The organism is Niabella pedocola (genome assembly GCF_021044425.1).
GTDB lineage: Bacteria > Bacteroidota > Bacteroidia > Chitinophagales > Chitinophagaceae > Niabella > Niabella pedocola.
In genome coordinates this window covers 430763-449188 of sequence record NZ_JAJNEC010000007.1, presented here as the reverse complement: position 1 = coordinate 449188, position 18426 = coordinate 430763, and the positions used below count along the sequence as shown (strand labels likewise).

The following is an 18426-nucleotide window of genomic DNA, read 5'->3' as shown; positions in this document are numbered from 1 at the left end:
CTAAGGAGTATAAAAATTATCAAAACCAATTTAAAAAAGAATATGAAGAAAGCATATGTAAGTGCCGTGTTTTTATTAATGACCGTGTGTTCGTTTGCGCAGCAGCGGGATCCGGCGGCAAAAGCGATCCTGGATGAGGCCAGTGCAAAATTCAAAACCTATAAAACAGTAGTGGCCACGTTTGGATATCAGATCCAGAGCGCAGTAGGAAAAGTGCTGACGAGAAAAAGCGGTACGGTGAATATGAAGGGCGATAAATTCAATATCACTTTTGGCAGTAATAAAATTATCAGTGATGGTGCTACGGTGTGGAATTATGACCCTGGTACCAAGGAAGTAACCGTTAATAATGCCAACAAATCGGAGAGTACGATCACCCCGCAGAAATTGTTTACCGATTTCTACAATAAGGATTTTATGTATACCATGTCGAAGGACAGCAAGGTAAACGGAAAGCCAGTATCGGTGATCCTGATGCAGCCGATCGATAAAAACAAACCGTTCAGCCGCTTGTACCTGGCCATCGATAAAGCCACCAAAACCGTGGTAAGTGCTACGGTGGTTGAAAAAAACGGCAACAAATATGTATACAGCATCGGAAGTTTAAAACCCAATGTAGCGCTGTCGGATGCCCAGTTTGCATTTAATAAGGCCAGCTACCCGGGGGTGGAAGTGGTAGACCTGCGTTAAATAAACCGGTATAGAACGAATAATAAGTGCTCCGGGAACGGGGCATTTTTTTTTAATAGCTATTAGCTGCACATGCAATTAATGATTCCCCAGGCGTTGAAAAGTGGTGATACCGTAGCAACGATTTCCCTGTCGTGGGGCGGTGCCGGCGATCTGCCGCGCCGGTATGCGAAGGGAAAGGAACGGCTGGAACGTATTTTCAACCTAAACGTTATCGAAACCCCGCATGCGCTGAAACCCGCTGACTGGGTGTATAGGCATCCCGAGGAACGTGCCCGGGATCTGATGGATGCGTTTGCAGACCCCTTTGTAAAAGCGATCATTTCCAATATCGGAGGTGAGGATAGCATCCGGATATTAAACTATGTAGATGTAGCGGTTATTCAAAGAAATCCCAAGATATTCCTGGGGTTTTCAGACAGTACCATCACTCATTTTCTTTGCCTGAAGGCGGGACTTAGTTCTTTTTACGGTCCTGCGCTGTTAACGGCATTTGCAGAGAACGTGGAAATGCACCGCTATCAGATCGACGATATCCGCCGGACACTTTTTTCAACCGGTATCATCGGGCCCATTGCTCCCAATAAAAGCGGGTGGACATCCGAATACCTGGATTGGTTTGATCCGGCGTTACAGCACACCAGGCGCAGCCTGAATCCGCATCCGGGATGGCGCTTTATTCGGGGCAATACGGTGGTAAGCGGGCGGCTGATAGGGGGATGCCTGGAAGTAATGGAAATGCTTAAAGGAACAAGCTGGTGGCCTGAGCCGGAGGTATGGGAAAACGCTATTTTATTTTTTGAAACTTCAGAGGAAAAACCACGGCCCGAATTTGTAAGGTATTGGCTGAGGAACTATGCGGCCACAGGAATTCTTAAACAGGCCAACGGCATCCTTATGGGCCGGCCTTATGATAATTGCTATGCGCAGGAATATGAAACGGAGCTGTTAAAAGTATTGGATGAGGAAGGATTATATGACCTGCCGGTGATTACACAAATGGATTTCGGGCATACCTGCCCGGTGTTTACTATTCCCTATGGGCGGTTGGCTGAAATCAATTGCCGGAGCCAAACCTTTTCCATCCTGGAGAACGGTGTACAGTAGCGGGTGAGGTAATGGGAATCTTCAGTTTTGGTGCACAATCAGTTTACACGGGATCCGTACCGTTGAAACCGGCAGTGGGTCTGCTTCGTTATTTTCAATGTGCTTCAATAATAGTTCCGCAGCGGCTATACCCATGTCGAATGAATTTTCATCAATGGATGCACTGGGCTTAAGATCCAGGTACTGGATCAGCGGCAGGTTTCCAAAGCCTACAATATCCACCTGCTGTAATTGCTGCGGGTATTGCGCTTTGATGAAACGCAGGGCATCGAGGCTTACATAGCTTTTGAAGGTAAAAAAGGCGGTGGGCGGATCGGGAAGGGCAAACAAGGCCTCCATCATTTTGTCGGTTTGTGTGGCTGAAAAATCAATTTCCCGAACCAGGCTGGCATCGTAGGGGATGCCGCGTTTTTCAAGGGCCTTGCGATAGCCTTCATGCCGGAGATGACTGGTGCCCAAAGCCTTTGGCCCCATCAGGTGCGCAATGCGGCGGTGCTGCTTTTTTACAAGGTAATCGATGGCCAGTTCCGCAGCATGCGCATTATCGGTAACAACGGCGTCAAAGCCGGGATCGTTCAGTGAGCGCGACAGAAAAACCACGGGGATACCGGTTTGCTCCAGTCGCTGGAAGAGTGCGGTCTTTTTGGTGTTTTTGGAAATAGCGATGATCACGCCGTCTACGCGGTTGCTGATCAGGTTCTGGATGATCTGTTCTTCCTTGCTGCTGTCTTCATGCGACTGGGCCACAATTACCTGGTATTTATTGGCACCGGCAACGGCTTCCACGCCGTTAATCGCCAGTACATAAAACTGGTCCAGCAGATCGGGGATCACCAACCCGAGGGTAAACGATTTGCTTTGTTTAAAATGCCGGGCCGCTTCATTGGGAACGTAATTCCATTCGTTTGCCAGTTTTACCACGCGTTCCTTGGTCATGGTGCTAATGCTGGAATTATCATTCAGCGCTTTTGAAACCGTGGAAACGGACATGTTCAGTTTTGCCGCAATATCTTTTATAGTAACGCCCTTTTTCACGATAAATACACTCGGTTATTTTTCAAAAGTTCTGAAAAAAAATGTGATTTTCAAAAAAAACTCAAAATATTCAAACGTTGTAATAGAACCTTCCCGGGCTTTTAGCATCTTTGCTCTTGAAAACAGGCTGTATAAATAATATATTCGTGCTGTTGATAAAGTTGCCGTCTATTGCCATTCAAAGAAAAGCATGCACGGTTTTTCGCTTGTCGTTCAGATTTAAAAAAGAAGTATGACTGCATTTGATCTTGCCGGTAAAGTTGTTGTAATTACAGGTGCCACGGGTATTTTGGGAAAAGCGTTTGTAGCGGGCGTGGCTGCTGCCGGCGGGGCAGTGGTTATTGCCGGCCGCAACGAGCAAGTGGCAAAGGAGCGGGAAATGGAGGTAAAGGCCAATGGCGGCCGGGCGCTTTCGGTGATTGCGGATGTTACAAAAGAAGATGAGCTGGAGGCTGCGCGGGACCAGGTGCTGCATACGTTTGGAAGGATCGACGGGTTGGTAAATGCCGCCGGCGGCAACATAAAGAATGCCATCATTCAAAAAGATATGGGGCTTTTCGACCTGGATATTGCCGCCCTGCGTGCGGTGATGGACCTCAACCTGATGGGAACGGTGCTGCCCACACAGGTTTTTGGAAAAGTGATCGCCGAAAATGGCGGCGGCAGTATTGTAAATATATCGTCCATGGCTTCGCAGCGGGCCATCACCCGGGTATTGGGATATAGCCTTGCCAAAAGTGCCATTGATGCCTATACCAAGTGGTTTTCCATGGAACTGGGAAACCGTTATGGCGATGCCGTCCGCATGAACGCCATCGCACCGGGGTTCTTTCTTACCGAACAAAATCGCGAGTTGCTTACAACACAGGAAGGCGGAATGACGGAGCGCGGCGCGGCCGTAGTGCAGCATACGCCCTTTAAACGGTTTGGAGATCCTCAGGAGCTAACCGGTGCGCTGGTATGGTTACTGAGCGATGCCGCCCGGTTCGTAACGGGAACGGTGATCAATGTGGACGGCGGGTTTTCTATCTTCAGTGGTGTATAAGCGTGGCGGCACCAGAGGGGCGCCGTTTAAAATATAAATTCAGGTGTCTATGCAGCGCATCCGTTCTGTTTTTTTTTATATATTGTTGTTGCTGTTAATACCTGTTTCAACAACGGGCCAGCGCAAGCCGGCAGCTCCGTCTTATAACATTCTTTTTATAGCGGTAGACGATCTGCGGCCCGAACTGGGAGCGTATGGAAAAAGCTATATGCATACGCCGCATATAGACCAGCTGGCCCGCACCGGGCGGGTATTCCTGAATCATTATGTAAATGTGCCCACCTGCGGGGCATCCCGCTACGCCCTGCTTACGGGCCGTTTGCCGCAAACACCTGCTGCGCTTGCAAATGAAGCGTTTGAAACGTTTACGGCCGGCGAACCGCGCAAGGCGCAACCGGAATCTTTTGCGGCGCTGTTCAGGCGTAACGGGTATACAACGGTGGGTATCGGAAAGATCAGTCATGCGCCCGATGGAAAGGTGTACGGCTATAACGCCCCTGTATCAGATAAGTGGGAGCTGCCCAACAGTTGGGATGCTTTTTATATGGATGCCGGCAAATGGGGTACCGGCTGGAATGCTTTTTTTGGTTATGCAGGGGGCACAAACCGCCAGGGTATGAAAAACGAGGTGTTCCCTTATGAAGAAAAAGATGTGCCGGATACGGCGTATCCCGATGGCTTAACGGCCCGGCTGGCGGTACAGCAACTATCCGCATTGAAAAAACAGGGGAAGCCCTTCCTGCTGGCCGTGGGCTTTTTTAAGCCGCATCTGCCGTTTACGGCACCCAAAAAATACTGGGACCTGTATGAGGAAGCCGCATTGCCCTTATCGGCTTCGCCGGCTATACCGGCAGATGTGAACGGTAAGAGCCTGCATAACAGCAATGAGTTTAACCAGTATAAAATGGGGATCGAAAAGCCTTCGTTGAAAACGCCGGTATCGGATGCCTATGCGCGAAAATTGCGACATGCCTATTTTGCTGCGGTCAGTTATGTGGATGCGCAGGTAGGGCAGGTGCTGGACGCACTGGTTGAAACGGGGCTGGATAAAAATACCATCGTGGTATTATGGGGCGATCATGGCTGGCACCTGGGAGATGAACGGGTATGGGGTAAACATACCCTGTCCGAATATTCGTTACGCAGCCCGCTGATCATCCGCGTTCCGGGGATGCCTGCGGCGGGTTCTTCCTCCGGCAGGATCGTGCAGTCTGTGGATATTTATCCAACCCTGCTGGAGCTGGCTAAACTGGCACCTGCCGATACATTAGACGGCAAGTCGTTATACCCGGCACTGATGCGCAGGCTCGGTAAACCGGAGCCATCCGTTGCTTACAGTTATTTTAACCGGGGCATCAGCATCCGTACCGGCCGGTACCGGCTTACAAAATATTACCGGAAGGAGATGCCGGTTATTGAATTGTATGATTATAGCGCCGATCCCAATGAAACCCGCAACCAGGCGGCACAGCAACCATCGGTTGTGAAGCAGTTGCTGCCATTGATCGAAAACAAAAAAACATCGATACAGCAATACTGGTAGAAAAGCCACCCATAATCATATGGACAGTAAATTCATCCGCGGGGACTATAGCCGCTGATGCGCATTACGGTAGCCATCTATCTGTGGAGATCAGCAGAAACTATAGCCGCAGATGCATTGATTATCTATTTGTGAAGATCAGCAGGGACTATAGCCGCTGATGCGCAGATTGATATGCGTTAGCCATTACCGGAGATCAGTGATAAATAGCTGCTGATGCGCAGATTATATGCATCAGTCGTTATATAGACGTGCTCTTCGTATTATTAATAGAAGCAGTGACCCTTCCAGACATGAGACCTTGAAGCTGTATGAGTCAATTTTTAAGACGTACGCTCTTTCTAATCAATAATGATAGAGACCTGGTAACCGATGCCCCTTATACAGACGCCGGCAGTATTTACAGAGATGTCCTTAGCTATATAGCTGCAGACACCCAGTATGTGAGGATAATGGAAGATGATGACATTTTTCTGCCCCAACATTTTCAAAAGGCGCTAAGCAACTGTCCGAAAATAATCAATTTAAAGTTTGGCAGCCTGGTTACTATTTCTATAAAACCAGCCATAGCGATGTCGATTATGCAAAGACAGACAGTCACCTGGTATGTACTTTTTATGTTCAGGTTCTGTTGCGGAAGCAATCTCTTTACTTAGGGAGCTTTTAATTTATGCTGCGATTGAAGAAATATTTTATCTATATACTATATATTTGCACTAACCAAATGAAGCATTAAAATGGACATGTGATAAACCTGTAACCATAACTCGGCTTAGAAGAAACGGAAAATTAAATATTGAAATTCCACTGTTTGATGCAGTCATTGATAAATATATGGGCTGAATCATGGGAATATTTTATACCAACACACCAAATAAAAGAATATGAAAATCCCTAAACAACTATCTGCTCTATTACTGCTTATTGCTTTTTTCTTCATTTTTCATGGGTGTAGCCGAAAGGATTTTTCCGAATCCGGCATAATGAAAGATGGATCAGTAAACGTAAGCTGGCTGAAAAGCAATTTTGAGAAAAGTAATGCCAATGGACTACTAAAAGTTACCTACGGTGCGGATCTTTCCTATAATCAGACTCCTCAATGGGATAAAGCATCTAGCGCTCGAAACGCAGCTGGCAAAAATTACTATTTTGTACCGTTGATTAATGACGAGTTTGTCACTATGAACGGCCAGAAGCGAAAATTAAGTGTAGTAAATCAAAAATCGTATCTAGTTGCTTACTCGGCAGCTAATAATTCAGAAACTCTAACCTTCCTGAAAGGGGACTACCAGCTTACAGACAATCTGTTGCCTGGGAGCGCTCCAATTAATGGGAGCACAACAGAAAAGATATTTTCAGGTATTGTAAACTACACTGACATCAATAAAAGAGTTGCTTCATACTCTTATTCTTCTAAGCCAAGAAAAACTTCAAATAAACGTACACTCTCCCGAGCCGCGACGGACTCCATCGTTATCGACGCCGTCTGGCTCGAAATGTTTTTGTATAAGAAAAAAGCCGATACTTTAATGGCAGAGTGGAATATGCCGATCACTGTAGATTCACTAATACAACTTAAAGGCAGTGACGAGGAATATTTGATGCCGGGTCAGTACGTTTTCAATATAAATACGCTTCAAAAAGTTGAACTACAGTCTTACCTGCGATTGTTTGGCATTATCGTGGAGTATGGTCTTGACATATTACCAGTCGGTGAATCAACAATGGTTTGTACCAGAATATGCCGCTGGGGCGCTGAATGTCCAGGAACAGGCGAGGTATTTGTAGCTGTTACAACGATAGCGGATGACCGGTTAAACTGCGAGGCGCCGACATGGAATGGCGCTTGCGGGTCGAATTGGACACTTGTGGAGAGTGAAACTGGCTCCTGCGGATGGACCGAGGGGACTGGCGGGGCTTATCCGGGAGGAGGAACACCACTTCCTGGGGATGGAGGTATAGGAGGCGGCGGAGACGGTGGCGGAGGTGGAACCACGACTCCTGCTGTAAGAGTTAACGATAAGCTGTGCCCCCAAACATTTAAATCATTTACAAAGGGCAATGATAAATCTTTTTTTAAAACCAATGCCAAAGGTCTTAAATTTGAAACAACAGCAACTCAGGTTAACAATGTGCCTAGCACGTTGATACATCTAACAAATGGTATTTCTGATATAGCGATGAACACGGTGCCTACAAATGATTATCTTAATTTACATAAAACCTCGATGGGGTACCTAAAAGAGATCTTCCCGCAACTAATTGCGCATGGAGATGTATACTATCAAATAGAGGGTGGTCAAAAGTATTGGTATTTCAGCGATTATGCTGCAGCAGTAATTACAACATGGAGTTTGGACTTTGCCGGCAGGGAAGTGGCATTGTTTGATAGATTTGCTTCGAATCCCGGGAACCAACGAGCCTGGGGGGCTTTATGGAATCAAGCTAATACGTACATAAGAACTTTTATGCCTGGTTCAAATATCAGACAAGGTGAAGATCCGAATGCAACAACGTCTAACGCAATTTACGACCCAAAATGTCAATTTTGAAACCAGAAAAGTATATCGAGCTTCTGAATAATTATTTTTATTCATTTCCTGTAGACATTGAAGGCTCGGGCGAAGCCGCGGCAGCAGGGGAAGATCGTTTCAACGCAGAGCAGAAAATGTATCTTTTATTGCAAAGTGAGCACTGGAAAAACTTTTACAATTTACTAGCAAGAATCCAAGGTATACGAAAGATCAGGGAATTCCAGCCCACCAGACATTCTATAAAAATATTGTGTGCTTTGGAAAATTCTATGATCAACGGAATCGGTATGTACCTAAGTTTGTTGGGTGACTTTTATGGCTTGTACTACATTACCGAAAGCTCCACAGAACATGTTGAATACTTTGGTAAAGAATTTGGAGCCGATCTTTCTTATGTTCCGCTAACTGATCAGCAAAAGAAAATTTCTACGCTGATAGAAGAACTGATAGCTAAGCATTTTCCGGCTTTTCAAAAGTTCGATAATAAATGGGCTGACTATCCAGTTCAAATGCCCATGGACCTTAACTTTGAAGAAAAGTCTACTCTTTTTAAGGTGTTTTTTGAAAAAGACCCCGGTGGAATATTTTTCTAGATATAACAATAGCTATAAGAAACTGGTAAAAATCATATTTTTTATTGGAGTATTTGGCCAATCCTTTATTACTCCCAATATGGTACAGGCACAGTTTATATTTGACGGAAAAGGTATTGATTCCATTTTACTGGGTCGAAAAGTTTCTAAGTGCTGGGTATCTGAGTTAAAAGCTGAGGACCTTTTATATGTGCAACTGGGAATCCTAAAAATTGACGGTACTTGCAACATCAATAAGGGGAAAATAAATGAAGCCACTCCTGTAACAGAGAGAATATATTGCCGTAGAATAGGTGGTAAAATTCGCACGCTTTACTGGCTCGTAACAAAAAGTGATACTAGTTTGACAAATAGACTGCAAGCACTGTATGGAAAGCCCTATCAAACAATACGACCTATCATGCGATCATCCGATGATGAAATTGCAAGCATGGTTTGGGTGTTTTCGGATTATTCAATTTATTATTGGCCTGATTTTGTTGAGTATAAGAATAGGGATCTAATTGTTGTTAACTATCACAAGGAAGCGGACTTTTTAAGAAGCTTTCCAGAAAAGAAATGATCGCTTTCTGAGCGATCATTAGATAATCGAGGTGGAATATGTATCTCAACCTGGCAGGGGGGTGTGAGGAGTGTGAACAAGTTCAATTTTAAATGCATAGACAACAAGTCCGGTTCTCGATTTTATGTTCAGCTTTTCAAAAAAATTATCGCGATAGGTATAATTCAAGAACAGCAAAAGACTCCTACGCAGAATACCGTTGATTTTGGAATAGTTGTTGATTTTAATGGGATTTGGTACTGTTTTCTTTTGACAGGGTAGAATGGAATGATCTAAAAAATACTGGCAGAAAGCTTTTTTATTTTATCACAAGGGGGCCGGGCGGCGAGGTATCCGGAAGCCGGAGGGTTCCGGTGGTTATGGGAAAATCGTCAGGAATAAATAGGCCGCAAAAATAACAAGCAGCACCACCCCGTACAGGATATTGGTTTTACCGGTTACCAGCGACAGCATTACCGTAAAAATGGAAAGGATCAGCAATACCACGGACGTGGTGTCGATGCCCAGCAGCACGGGGGTATGACTAACCATGGTATAAATGGCAACAGCGGGAATGGTAAGGCCGATGCTGGCCAGCGCGGAGCCCAGGGCCAGGTTCATACTGGTTTGCAGCCGGTTTCTGCGGGCGGCCTGTATGGCGGCAATACATTCGGGCAATAAAACCACCATCGCAATAATGATCCCTACCAGCGAGGCGGGCGCACCAATGGAAGCCACACCGGCTTCTATGGCCGGAGAAAGCATTTTTGCCAGCAATACCACCGCACCCAGGCTGGCGATCAGTAATGCCAGGCTGGTAAACGTGGTTCTGTTGGTGGGCGGAGCCGCATGCACGTCCTCGTTTTCCTTCCCCTCCGGGTCGGCCGGCAAAAAATAATCGCGGTGCCGGATGGATTGGATCATAATAAAACTGGCATAAATGATGAGGCTGACCACAGCGGCAAATACCAGCTGCGGCTGGGTATATTGGGGGCCGGGCTGGCTAACGGTATAGTTGGGCAGCACAAGGGTTAATACCAGGATGGCTGTAAGCGCCACCAGCGCCGATGTGGTGGAATGTTTTGTTACAAACTGTTCCCGGAACTTGGCACCGCCGATAAGAATACAGATTCCGATAATAAAGGTGAGAATGATCATGATAGCTGCAAAGACCGTATCCCGTGCCAGCGTGGCGGTATTGGCCCCGCCGGAAGACATCAGCGATACCAGCAGCGAAACTTCGATAACGGTAACTGCCAATGCCAGGATGATGGTACCAAAAGGTTCTCCTACCCGGTGTGCCACCACTTCCGCATGGTGCACGGCGGCCAGTACACCGGCAATAAGCACCACACATAGAACAACCAGGGGCAGGGTCCCTGTCATTGAGCCCATGGTGAAATAGGCGATCCATGCAATAACGGGCGTAATTAACGTCCAGACGGGCAATGACAGGTTGAACTTCATAAAATACGATTTAGGTAGAAATAACGGCTTTCCGGATCCGGATCAGTTGCTCCAGCAGGGGCTCCAGGTAATCCAGCTTCAGCATATTGGCCCCGTCGCTTTTGGCTACCGCCGGGTTGGGATGGGTTTCTATAAAGAGGCCATCGGCACCCGTGGCAATTGCCGCTTTGGCAATGGTACCGATCAGCTCCGGGTTACCGCCGGTAACACCACTGGTTTGATTGGGTTGCTGCAGGCTATGCGTACAATCCATCACCACCGGCACCTGGTGTTCCTTCATCCAGGGAATATTCCGGAAGTCTACTACCAGGTCCTGGTATCCGAATGTATTGCCCCGTTCGGTGAGGATCACTTTTTCATTGCCGGCATGTGTTACCTTATCTACCGCAAATTTCATCGAAGGCCCGCTGAGGAACTGTCCTTTTTTTATGTTTACAACTTTTCCTGTTTTGGCGGCTGCTTCCAGCAGGTCTGTTTGACGGCTCAGGAAGGCAGGGATCTGCAGCATATCTACATATTCCGCAGCAATAGCGGCTTCTTCATGTGCGTGGATATCGCTTACGGTAGGGATATGAAAACGTTCTTTAACCTGTTTGAGTAATTGCAGGGCTGCTTCGTCGCCGATGCCGGTAAATGAATTGACGCTGGTACGGTTTGCCTTCCGGTAAGATGATTTAAATACATAGGGGATACCCAGGTTTTTGCAGATGCCGGAAACTTTTTCGGCTACTTCCATCACCAGGGGTTCACTTTCGGCCACACAGGGGCCTGCCAGCAGGAAAAAATGATCCGCATCGTATTGCTGACCGGCAAAAAGATCCGTTAGGAATTGATTCATAATTGCAAATATAGCCCGTAAGGGGGCGTTCAGCCAAAACAGGTTTTTTGTCCGGAAAACGGCCCGTTTATCGTTGCGCAATAGTATTTGCACAAAAAAAATCAAATTTCAATCGTTTGCGCAGGAATTGCATCCTGAACAATCTGCCAGTATATTTGCATTTTAAAATACTGCGGCATGACAAAAGAAAAGATCCTGGTGATCGGCGCCTCCGGTCAGATCGGTGTGGAACTGACCCTGGCTTTAAGGGAAATTTACGGAAATAACAATGTGGTGGCTTCTGATCTGAGAGAGGAAAATCCCCTGCTGAAAGGTTCTGGTCCTTACGTTAGCCTGGATGTAATGAACAAGGAAATGCTGCATGTACAGGTGATCCGGCAAAACGTTACGCAGATCTATCTCCTGGCGGCCATTTTATCCGCCACCGGTGAAAAGAACCCCGGACTGGCCTGGCACCTGAATATGCAGGGGCTTTTGAATGTACTGGATATTGCCCGGGAAGAGCATATCAGCAAAGTGTACTGGCCCTCATCTATTGCCGTATTTGGCCCTACTTCCCCCAAACAGAACTGTCCGCAGCAAACCATTATTGAGCCTACAACCGTGTATGGTATCAGTAAATATGCCGGGGAGTTCTGGTGCAATTATTATAATATGAAATACGGGGTGGATGTAAGAAGCATCCGGTACCCGGGACTGATCTCTTATAAATCGGCTCCGGGCGGAGGTACCACCGATTACGCCGTTGAAATTTTTCACGACGCACTGGAAGAGAAAAAATACACCAGCTTTTTAAGTAAAGACACCTATCTGCCGATGATGTATATGCCGGACGCGATCCGCGCCACCGTCGAATTGATGGAAGCGCCTGCAGACCGGATCTCCATCCGGACCTCGTACAATGTAGCGGGCATCAGTTTTTCTCCAAAGGAGATCGGGGCGGAAATAAAAAAACATATACCGGAGTTTGAAATGACGTATGAACCGGATTACCGCCAGGAAATTGCCAACAGCTGGCCCGAGAGCATCGACGATACCGTTGCCCGCAACGACTGGGGATGGAAGCATGAATACAGCCTGGCCACCATGACGGAGGATATGCTGAAAAACCTGCAGGAAGCGGAAGTATTTACGGTTTAGGGATTAAATTCTGAATACTAAATATCAAATTCTAAATCCTAAACTCTAAATACTAAATGTTAAATACCTATACGGACTCCGGCAAATACCCGGTATTCGGGGTGGATGGTAAACTAAATTTTAAATACTACATTCCAAGATCCAAAGAACCAAGAACCAAAAGACCAAAGAAGCAAAAGGCAGGAACCCGGATCATAATCTCAATGCGTGGTAAGGCAGTCAATGTCCCGCTTGTCGCCCTGTCACCCGATACTAAAGACGATACTTTTTAAGTAACCGGTAAGAGGTGAAAAGTCAATGATATTGCAGCGAGGGCAAGCTCCAAGGCCGGGCACCAAAATTCAAAAATCAAGATCCGAAAAGAAAACACCAACTGTAAATTTTAAAATGCTTCCAAAACCAATCAACCTTCAAAACCAAACGCGACCAGCAGGCAACTGAAAACTTAGAGCTAAATGCTCTTTCGCAACGTCCCCTGCGGGAGACATCGCGGGAAAGGAGAGAATTAAATTCTAAAAACCAAGCCCCCAAATCCCATCAACAGGATTTACATCTGTTATAAGAATGAGACATAGGGAATCGGCAGAACATCAGGTATCAAACGCCATTCAACCTTACCTGAAACTTTAAACCTGAAACCTTAAATATCACCCTCTCACTGCCACCAAAGCTTTGTTCCCTTGGTATCGCCGCCAATGGCTGCCGCAGCGGCTTCTTTATTTTTATTATTGGTATTGGATTCTACAACCGGGTAGGTTAACCGGCTGGGCACCATCGTTACATTGGCATCCAGTGAGCCGGCAACAGGCGCAATGAACAGCGGCGTTCCGTCTGGTTTTGTAAAGGATAGCCGGAGCCGCTCAAACCATGCCTGCAAACCCTGCATATACAACGCGAGCCATTTTTGGGAACCGATCTGGTTTTTCCAGTTGGCGCTCTTGTAAGGAACGGAGTTGATATAGGTTGTGGCCGCTGCCTCCGGGATCTTCCAGAAGTTCATACTGGCCCGGATCCCCGCTTTATAAAAAGTTTCTGCGGTTCCGCCCACATTCATGCCTCTGGCAGCCGCTTCGGCCATCAGGAACTGTACTTCTGAAGCTGTTATCAGGATACCGGGGAAATCCGGCGCGTACACACGCACACCCGGTGTAGAATATTTCTGGGCATCGGCTGCAGAATTGGTTCCAAGTCCGTAAGGCTTGCCCACAATGGTTTTTGAGGTTTTTGCCGGGCGGGCATAGATCTCCAGCCGGGGATCGTTCAAGGCCTGCATATAGTTGACCATCGTTTCACTTACCACAAATTCTACCTGCTCTCTTCCGAAATCATTATACGGATACTGGTTCGGTGCCTGGCTGGTATAGGGGAACAAGGCATTGTCGGCACCGTCTGTGATCACCCCGTTCGTTACGGCGGTTTCGATGGCAGATTTGGCTTCCGCAGGTTTTGCTTTGCTCATGCGCATGGCAATCCGCAGGATGAGCGAATTGGCTAGCTTTTTCCACTTCATTACATCCCCGTTATAGATCACATCGCCGGACTTGTAACTGTCTTTGGAGGCGTCCAGCACACCCTGGTATTCCTGCAGTCTGCTTAAAAGACTGGCATACATACCGGCCGCATCGTCGTAAGCCGGTGCGGGAATGCTATCGGATAAAGCCTTGGAATAGGGAATATTGCCGTAAGCGTCTGCCAGGGTTTGATACAGCCATACCTGCAGGATACCGGCAATGGCGTTTTGATTGGGAACGGGATCCTGGATGGCCGCGGTGCGGTTCAGATCGATCAACGTTTGAAGGTCTTTCAGGGGGCGGTTATAAAGCGACCATAGGGTGGAGTTACCGGCTTCGCCAAGACTATAGCGGCTGTCTTCCTCCTTATCGGATGCAGCCCAGTATTGGGCATAGTGCATCCCGATGCGGTTATTGACCACCGAATTATATAAAATGTCCATGGCGTTCTTTTCTGCTGAAAGCAATAATTGTTCGGGTGTTACGGCAGATGGCTTTACCGGGTCTGTGTTTAGCGAATCAAATTTGCTGCAGGACGTTACCGCAAATACCAGGGATAACAGCAGGTATGTATGAAACAACGATTTCATGGGTATGTATTTTTAAAATCCGATATTGAGGTTTAAACCAAAGGAGCGGATGGAGGGCAGGGCGCCTCCTTCCAGCCCCTGTATATTCCCCGTGCCGTTGGCAATATTGGAGGGATCTACATTGGGCGCGTTGGATTTGATCAGCCACAGGTTGCGCCCGTAAAGCGAGAGCCTGATATTGCTGGCGCTTATTTTATCGGCCCAGGTGGGAGGCAGCTGATAACCCAATGTAACTTCGCGGAGGTATACATAGCTGGCATCATAGATATTGGCAGCGTTGATGTTTTTACCAAAGTTATTTTTGAAATGATCCATCGCCGGGATGGTCTTCGTGAAAGGTGTTCCATCTGCTAATACACCCGATACGTCTACCCCCGTTTCTCTTATATTACCGTCGGCAGTTTCTTCCAGCAGCCCTGATGCCAGCCCGTACATATTGGTATAGGAGAAGAATTTACCACCCTTGCTGTAATCGACCAGCGCCCCTAATGAAATGTTTTTGTACGTGAGGTTATTGGTAATGCCGCCTACGTAATCGGGGTATACACTGCCTAAGGGAACAACGGTGGCCGTTTTAATATAATGACCAGATTCATCCAGTACTTTTTGTCCGTTCAGATAGGTGTAATCAAACCCATAGAGTGTACCCAGCGGCTGACCCTTAACAGCCACCACCGATACCTGGTTCAATCTTCTTTCGGTACCGATATTGATCCGGTCGATGACTTCATTGCCATTTTGTGCCAGGTCCAGGATCTTGTTTTTGTTTTTTGAAAAGTTGAAGCCGATATTCCATTTGAAATGCTCCGATTGTACAGGGGTTCCGTCAAGCCGGAGTTCGATCCCCTTGTTGCTTACACTGCCGGCATTTAGCAGGTATTGCGTGTAGCCATCGGCCGGTGAAACGTTCACGGGGATGATCTGGTTTTTTGTAACGCGGTCGTAATAAGTAAAATCAATACCCACCCGGTTATTGAAGAGTTTCAATTCGATCCCGGCTTCTTTTTCAGTGGTTTTTTCCGGTAACAGGGAAGGGTTCCGTTTCAGGTCATCTACAGATACATAGGGTGTTCCGTTAAAGAGCTGGGGCAGGCCATAGGTCAGGTAAATATTATAGGGGTCGGTATCGCTGCCCACCTGTGCAATCCCAGCCCGTACTTTACCAAAGCTCAACCATTTTGCGTTCTTCAGCCAATCTGAAAAAACGATGGAAGTGGAGGCGGAGGGATAAAAGTAAGAACGGTTTGCTGCAGGCAGTGTGGAAGACCAGTCATTTCTTCCGCTTAGTTCAAGGAAAATATTGTTATTATAACCAATGGTGGCCGTTCCAAACAGGGAATTGATCTGCTTGCGCGGGCGTGCTTCGGTGATGGTTGGTGGTGCCGAAATATTGACCAATGTGTATACGCCCGGTGTGATAAGACCGGCTCCTGCAGGAGTGGCTCCTGTAAAAAGATGTACATTTTGTTTCATGATATTGCCGCCGATGGTAGCCCCTATATTGAACCGCTGACCAATATCCTTTTTTATATTGGCGGTCAGCATATAATTCATTTCCCGGAAGTCGATGGTATTGCGGGCATAGCTCCCCAGGAAATAATCCTTGGCGGTCCGTTCTTCCTGCAGCGTGTTATAGCTGTCCATAAACGCTTGTGCATTGAAGGAGAGCCAGTCAAGTGGTTTGTATTCCAGCCCTACGGAACCAAAAAGGCGGCTCCGGTCGTCGTTCTGGTATTCCATATAGCGGGTCCAGTAAGGATTGTTGGCAAAGTTGGGTGTGGGATCATCAAAGGTTTTCCGGTTCCAGCTGATCTGTGTGCCGTCTGCATATTTATAGTTTTTCATCCGGCTCATATCCCATTGCCGCTGGCCATATTCGCTAAACAGGTTCATTACATTTTGCCCCGTAAAGCCGGTGCCCGGCCGTCCTTTTGCCTTTGTATAGGAGTACCGCATCCCGGCGCTGGCGGTTAACTGCCCGGTTATTTTGTAGGTTCCGTTAATGCCAACATTGGTTCTTGAAAGCTGTGAATTGGGTAATACAAAACGCTGGCGGGTATCTGCCAGTCCAATCCGGATGGAGCCCTTATCACTGTTGCCCCCGGCACTTACGCTGTTGGTAACGGTTAGGCCTGTTTGGAAAAAATCTTTGATATTAGAAGGCTGGGGAGCCCAGGGGGCTGCTTGTCCGAAATAGGGATTGTTCTTATTGGGATCGAACGACCAGTAATGGCGCACCAAACGCCCGTCGAGCGCAGGCCCCCAGGATTCATCCACTGCAAATTCCGGCAGCAGGTCGTACCCGCCCGATATGGGGTCCCGGTAAGTGGGGGCTGTACTGTTTAAGAATTGTTCGGGGTTCTTATTATAAAAAAGCGTATCAAATGTTGGCTTGGAGCCACCACCATATTTGTTTTGATAGCTGGGTAATACATATACCTTGTCGCTTTGTACATTCAGGCTGTAGTTGATACCGATCTTTTTGCCGCCACCATTGGTCTTTTTGGTAGTTACCAGTATCACTCCATTCTGGCCACGGCTTCCATAGAGTGCAGTGGCGGCTGCGCCTTTTAATACGGATATCTGGTCAATATCATCGGGGTTGATATCCTGCACGGGGCTGCCATAGTCAAAACCACCGCCACCGATCTGCTGGCCATAGGAATTGGTGTTCAGGTTGCTGAAGGGGATGCCATCCACCACAAACAAGGCATTGTTATCTCCTAAAATAGACTTGGGTCCCCGGATAGTAACCTTACTGGAACCGCCCATGGATCCGCTGTTGGTGGTGATGTTTACACCGGGCACCCTTCCCGCCAGGTTATTAACAAAATTAACTTCCTTGGCTGTTTGGATTTCAGATCCCTTCACTTCGGATATCGCATAGCCTACCGACCGGCTTTTTTTGGAGATGCCCATCGCGGTAACCGTTACCTGCTCCAGTTCTTCGGATGATTTTTTGCCGCCTAAACGCACGGATAGTGGTTTGTTGGGATTGGTGAGCGTTACTTCAAGGTTGGGTGTGCCTACATTGGAGAACACTACTTTTGCACCCTGCTGAAAGGGAATGGCAAAAGTACCGTCCGCACCTGCGGTATACATTTTTCCATTAGGATAAGTGATGCTGGCATTGGCAAGGGGCTGGCCATTGCTGTTGGTAACCCGCCCTTTTATGAGCACGGTATCACCGGTAGCGGGTGCGGGAGCAGGGGTGGCGGGCACCGTATCGGCACGGGTGATAGGCGTATTGGTAGCTTCAGAAACCGTGTCTTTCAAAGTACCTGCGGAGCTGCTCCATTTGCCGGTCCGGATCTGCCGGTCTTCAATGCGGATCAGCACACTGTCGTAACCGGGAACGGCGATGGTATAGGTTTCCGGCAACAAGGCACTTTCAATCCGCAGGGAATCGCCCTGTTTGGCTTTTATGGAAAAGAGGCCTTCAGCGTCCGTTCGTGCAGAATCACCGGTAGCGGTAAGTCTGAGGGTGGTATTGGGAAGGCCGAGCCCCGACCTGCCAATGATTTTCCCATGTATACCGGGAGCGGTTTGAGCCTGCAAATGGATCGTTGTGGTTAACAAAACTACGGTGATGAGTAGCCGGATAGGTCTGCAAATCATAATAGAATTTCAGGTTTAGTAGCATAAAAGATCAGACCCGGGTTAGAGGACGGGTCCGGATAGAGGTTATTATGTATCTAACGCGGGAGGTTGCGGAAGATTGCCTGCTCAATCGTTAAAGTTGGCTTAATTGTCCGGGGAGATAGTATGCAGATTGGAGATTCGAGATTCCAG

13 protein-coding genes are annotated in these 18426 nt (G+C 47.4%); 8 read left to right on the top strand and 5 right to left on the bottom strand.

Annotated elements, in window-relative coordinates; translation table 11 throughout:
• The first annotated feature begins 42 nt into the window (after nt 1-42).
• Entirely contained in the window at nt 43-690 is a 648-nt protein-coding gene (locus LQ567_RS22875; protein ID WP_231008192.1) for a LolA family protein, read from the top strand.
• 72 nt (nt 691-762) lie between these two features.
• Entirely contained in the window at nt 763-1797 is a 1035-nt protein-coding gene (locus LQ567_RS22870; protein WP_231008191.1) for a S66 family peptidase, read from the top strand.
• 21 nt (nt 1798-1818) lie between these two features.
• On the opposite strand, the gene LQ567_RS22865 is transcribed toward LQ567_RS22870, so the two are convergent.
• Nucleotides 1819-2832 (bottom strand): LacI family DNA-binding transcriptional regulator, encoded by a 1014-nt coding sequence (locus LQ567_RS22865; RefSeq protein WP_231008190.1) that lies wholly within the window; start codon nt 2830-2832, stop codon nt 1819-1821.
• A 232-nt stretch (nt 2833-3064) separates the two neighbouring features.
• On the opposite strand from LQ567_RS22865, the gene LQ567_RS22860 reads away from it, so the two are divergent.
• From LQ567_RS22860 to LQ567_RS22840, 5 genes are all read left to right on the top strand, one after another.
• Nucleotides 3065-3877, top strand: coding sequence for an SDR family oxidoreductase (locus tag LQ567_RS22860; RefSeq protein WP_231008189.1), 813 nt, complete (start codon nt 3065-3067; stop codon nt 3875-3877).
• A 49-nt stretch (nt 3878-3926) separates the two neighbouring features.
• On the top strand, nt 3927-5420 hold the full coding sequence (locus LQ567_RS22855) for a sulfatase (protein WP_231008188.1): 1494 nt from the start codon (nt 3927-3929) through the stop codon (nt 5418-5420).
• Between the two features lie 884 nt (nt 5421-6304).
• Nucleotides 6305-7972, top strand: coding sequence for a hypothetical protein (locus LQ567_RS22850; RefSeq protein WP_231008187.1), 1668 nt, complete (start codon nt 6305-6307; stop codon nt 7970-7972).
• The gene (locus tag LQ567_RS22845) at nt 7969-8547 is read left to right on the top strand and encodes a hypothetical protein (protein WP_231008185.1); all 579 of its coding nucleotides are present in this window, start codon (nt 7969-7971) and stop codon (nt 8545-8547) included. The genes LQ567_RS22850 and LQ567_RS22845 overlap by 4 nt, the downstream gene beginning before the upstream one ends.
• Complete coding sequence (locus LQ567_RS22840) at nt 8531-9109, top strand: hypothetical protein (protein ID WP_231008184.1); 579 nt, start codon at nt 8531-8533, stop codon at nt 9107-9109. The genes LQ567_RS22845 and LQ567_RS22840 overlap by 17 nt, the downstream gene beginning before the upstream one ends.
• Before the next feature lie 357 nt (nt 9110-9466).
• On the opposite strand, the gene LQ567_RS22835 is transcribed toward LQ567_RS22840, so the two are convergent.
• Nucleotides 9467-10555, bottom strand: a complete 1089-nt coding sequence (locus tag LQ567_RS22835; RefSeq protein WP_231008182.1) for a calcium:proton antiporter — start codon at nt 10553-10555, stop codon at nt 9467-9469.
• 10 nt (nt 10556-10565) lie between these two features.
• Nucleotides 10566-11393: a 3-deoxy-8-phosphooctulonate synthase gene (kdsA, locus tag LQ567_RS22830; protein WP_231008181.1), complete on the bottom strand. Its 828-nt coding sequence runs from the start codon at nt 11391-11393 to the stop codon at nt 10566-10568.
• Between the two features lie 177 nt (nt 11394-11570).
• Here kdsA and LQ567_RS22825 point away from each other — a divergent pair, with 177 nt between their 5' ends.
• The gene (locus LQ567_RS22825; RefSeq protein ID WP_231008180.1) at nt 11571-12533 is read left to right on the top strand and encodes an NAD-dependent epimerase/dehydratase family protein; all 963 of its coding nucleotides are present in this window, start codon (nt 11571-11573) and stop codon (nt 12531-12533) included.
• 655 nt (nt 12534-13188) lie between these two features.
• Here LQ567_RS22825 and LQ567_RS22820 read toward each other — a convergent pair.
• Together LQ567_RS22820 and LQ567_RS22815 are read right to left on the bottom strand one after the other, a co-directional pair.
• Nucleotides 13189-14634 (bottom strand): SusD/RagB family nutrient-binding outer membrane lipoprotein, encoded by a 1446-nt coding sequence (locus LQ567_RS22820; protein ID WP_231008179.1) that lies wholly within the window; start codon nt 14632-14634, stop codon nt 13189-13191.
• A gap of 12 nt (nt 14635-14646) precedes the next feature.
• Nucleotides 14647-18252 carry a SusC/RagA family TonB-linked outer membrane protein gene (locus LQ567_RS22815; protein ID WP_231008178.1) on the bottom strand — a complete coding sequence of 1202 codons (3606 nt, stop codon included), beginning with the start codon at nt 18250-18252 and terminating at the stop codon, nt 14647-14649.
• Nucleotides 18253-18426 lie beyond the last annotated feature (174 nt).

Bases quoted from the DNA above. Each gene is read 5' to 3' on its own strand.
- LQ567_RS22860 (WP_231008189.1), top strand. From the start codon at position 3,065: ATGACTGCATTTGATCTTGCCGGTAAAGTTGTTGTAATTACAGGTGCC.
- LQ567_RS22835 (WP_231008182.1), bottom strand. From the start codon at position 10,555: ATGAAGTTCAACCTGTCATTGCCCGTCTGGACGTTAATTACGCCCGTT.
- kdsA (WP_231008181.1), bottom strand. From the start codon at position 11,393: ATGAATCAATTCCTAACGGATCTTTTTGCCGGTCAGCAATACGATGCG.
- LQ567_RS22875 (WP_231008192.1), top strand. From the start codon at position 43: ATGAAGAAAGCATATGTAAGTGCCGTGTTTTTATTAATGACCGTGTGT.
- LQ567_RS22825 (WP_231008180.1), top strand. From the start codon at position 11,571: ATGACAAAAGAAAAGATCCTGGTGATCGGCGCCTCCGGTCAGATCGGT.
- LQ567_RS22815 (WP_231008178.1), bottom strand. From the start codon at position 18,252: ATGATTTGCAGACCTATCCGGCTACTCATCACCGTAGTTTTGTTAACC.
- LQ567_RS22855 (WP_231008188.1), top strand. From the start codon at position 3,927: ATGCAGCGCATCCGTTCTGTTTTTTTTTATATATTGTTGTTGCTGTTA.
- LQ567_RS22870 (WP_231008191.1), top strand. From the start codon at position 763: ATGCAATTAATGATTCCCCAGGCGTTGAAAAGTGGTGATACCGTAGCA.
- LQ567_RS22850 (WP_231008187.1), top strand. From the start codon at position 6,305: ATGAAAATCCCTAAACAACTATCTGCTCTATTACTGCTTATTGCTTTT.
- LQ567_RS22820 (WP_231008179.1), bottom strand. From the start codon at position 14,634: ATGAAATCGTTGTTTCATACATACCTGCTGTTATCCCTGGTATTTGCG.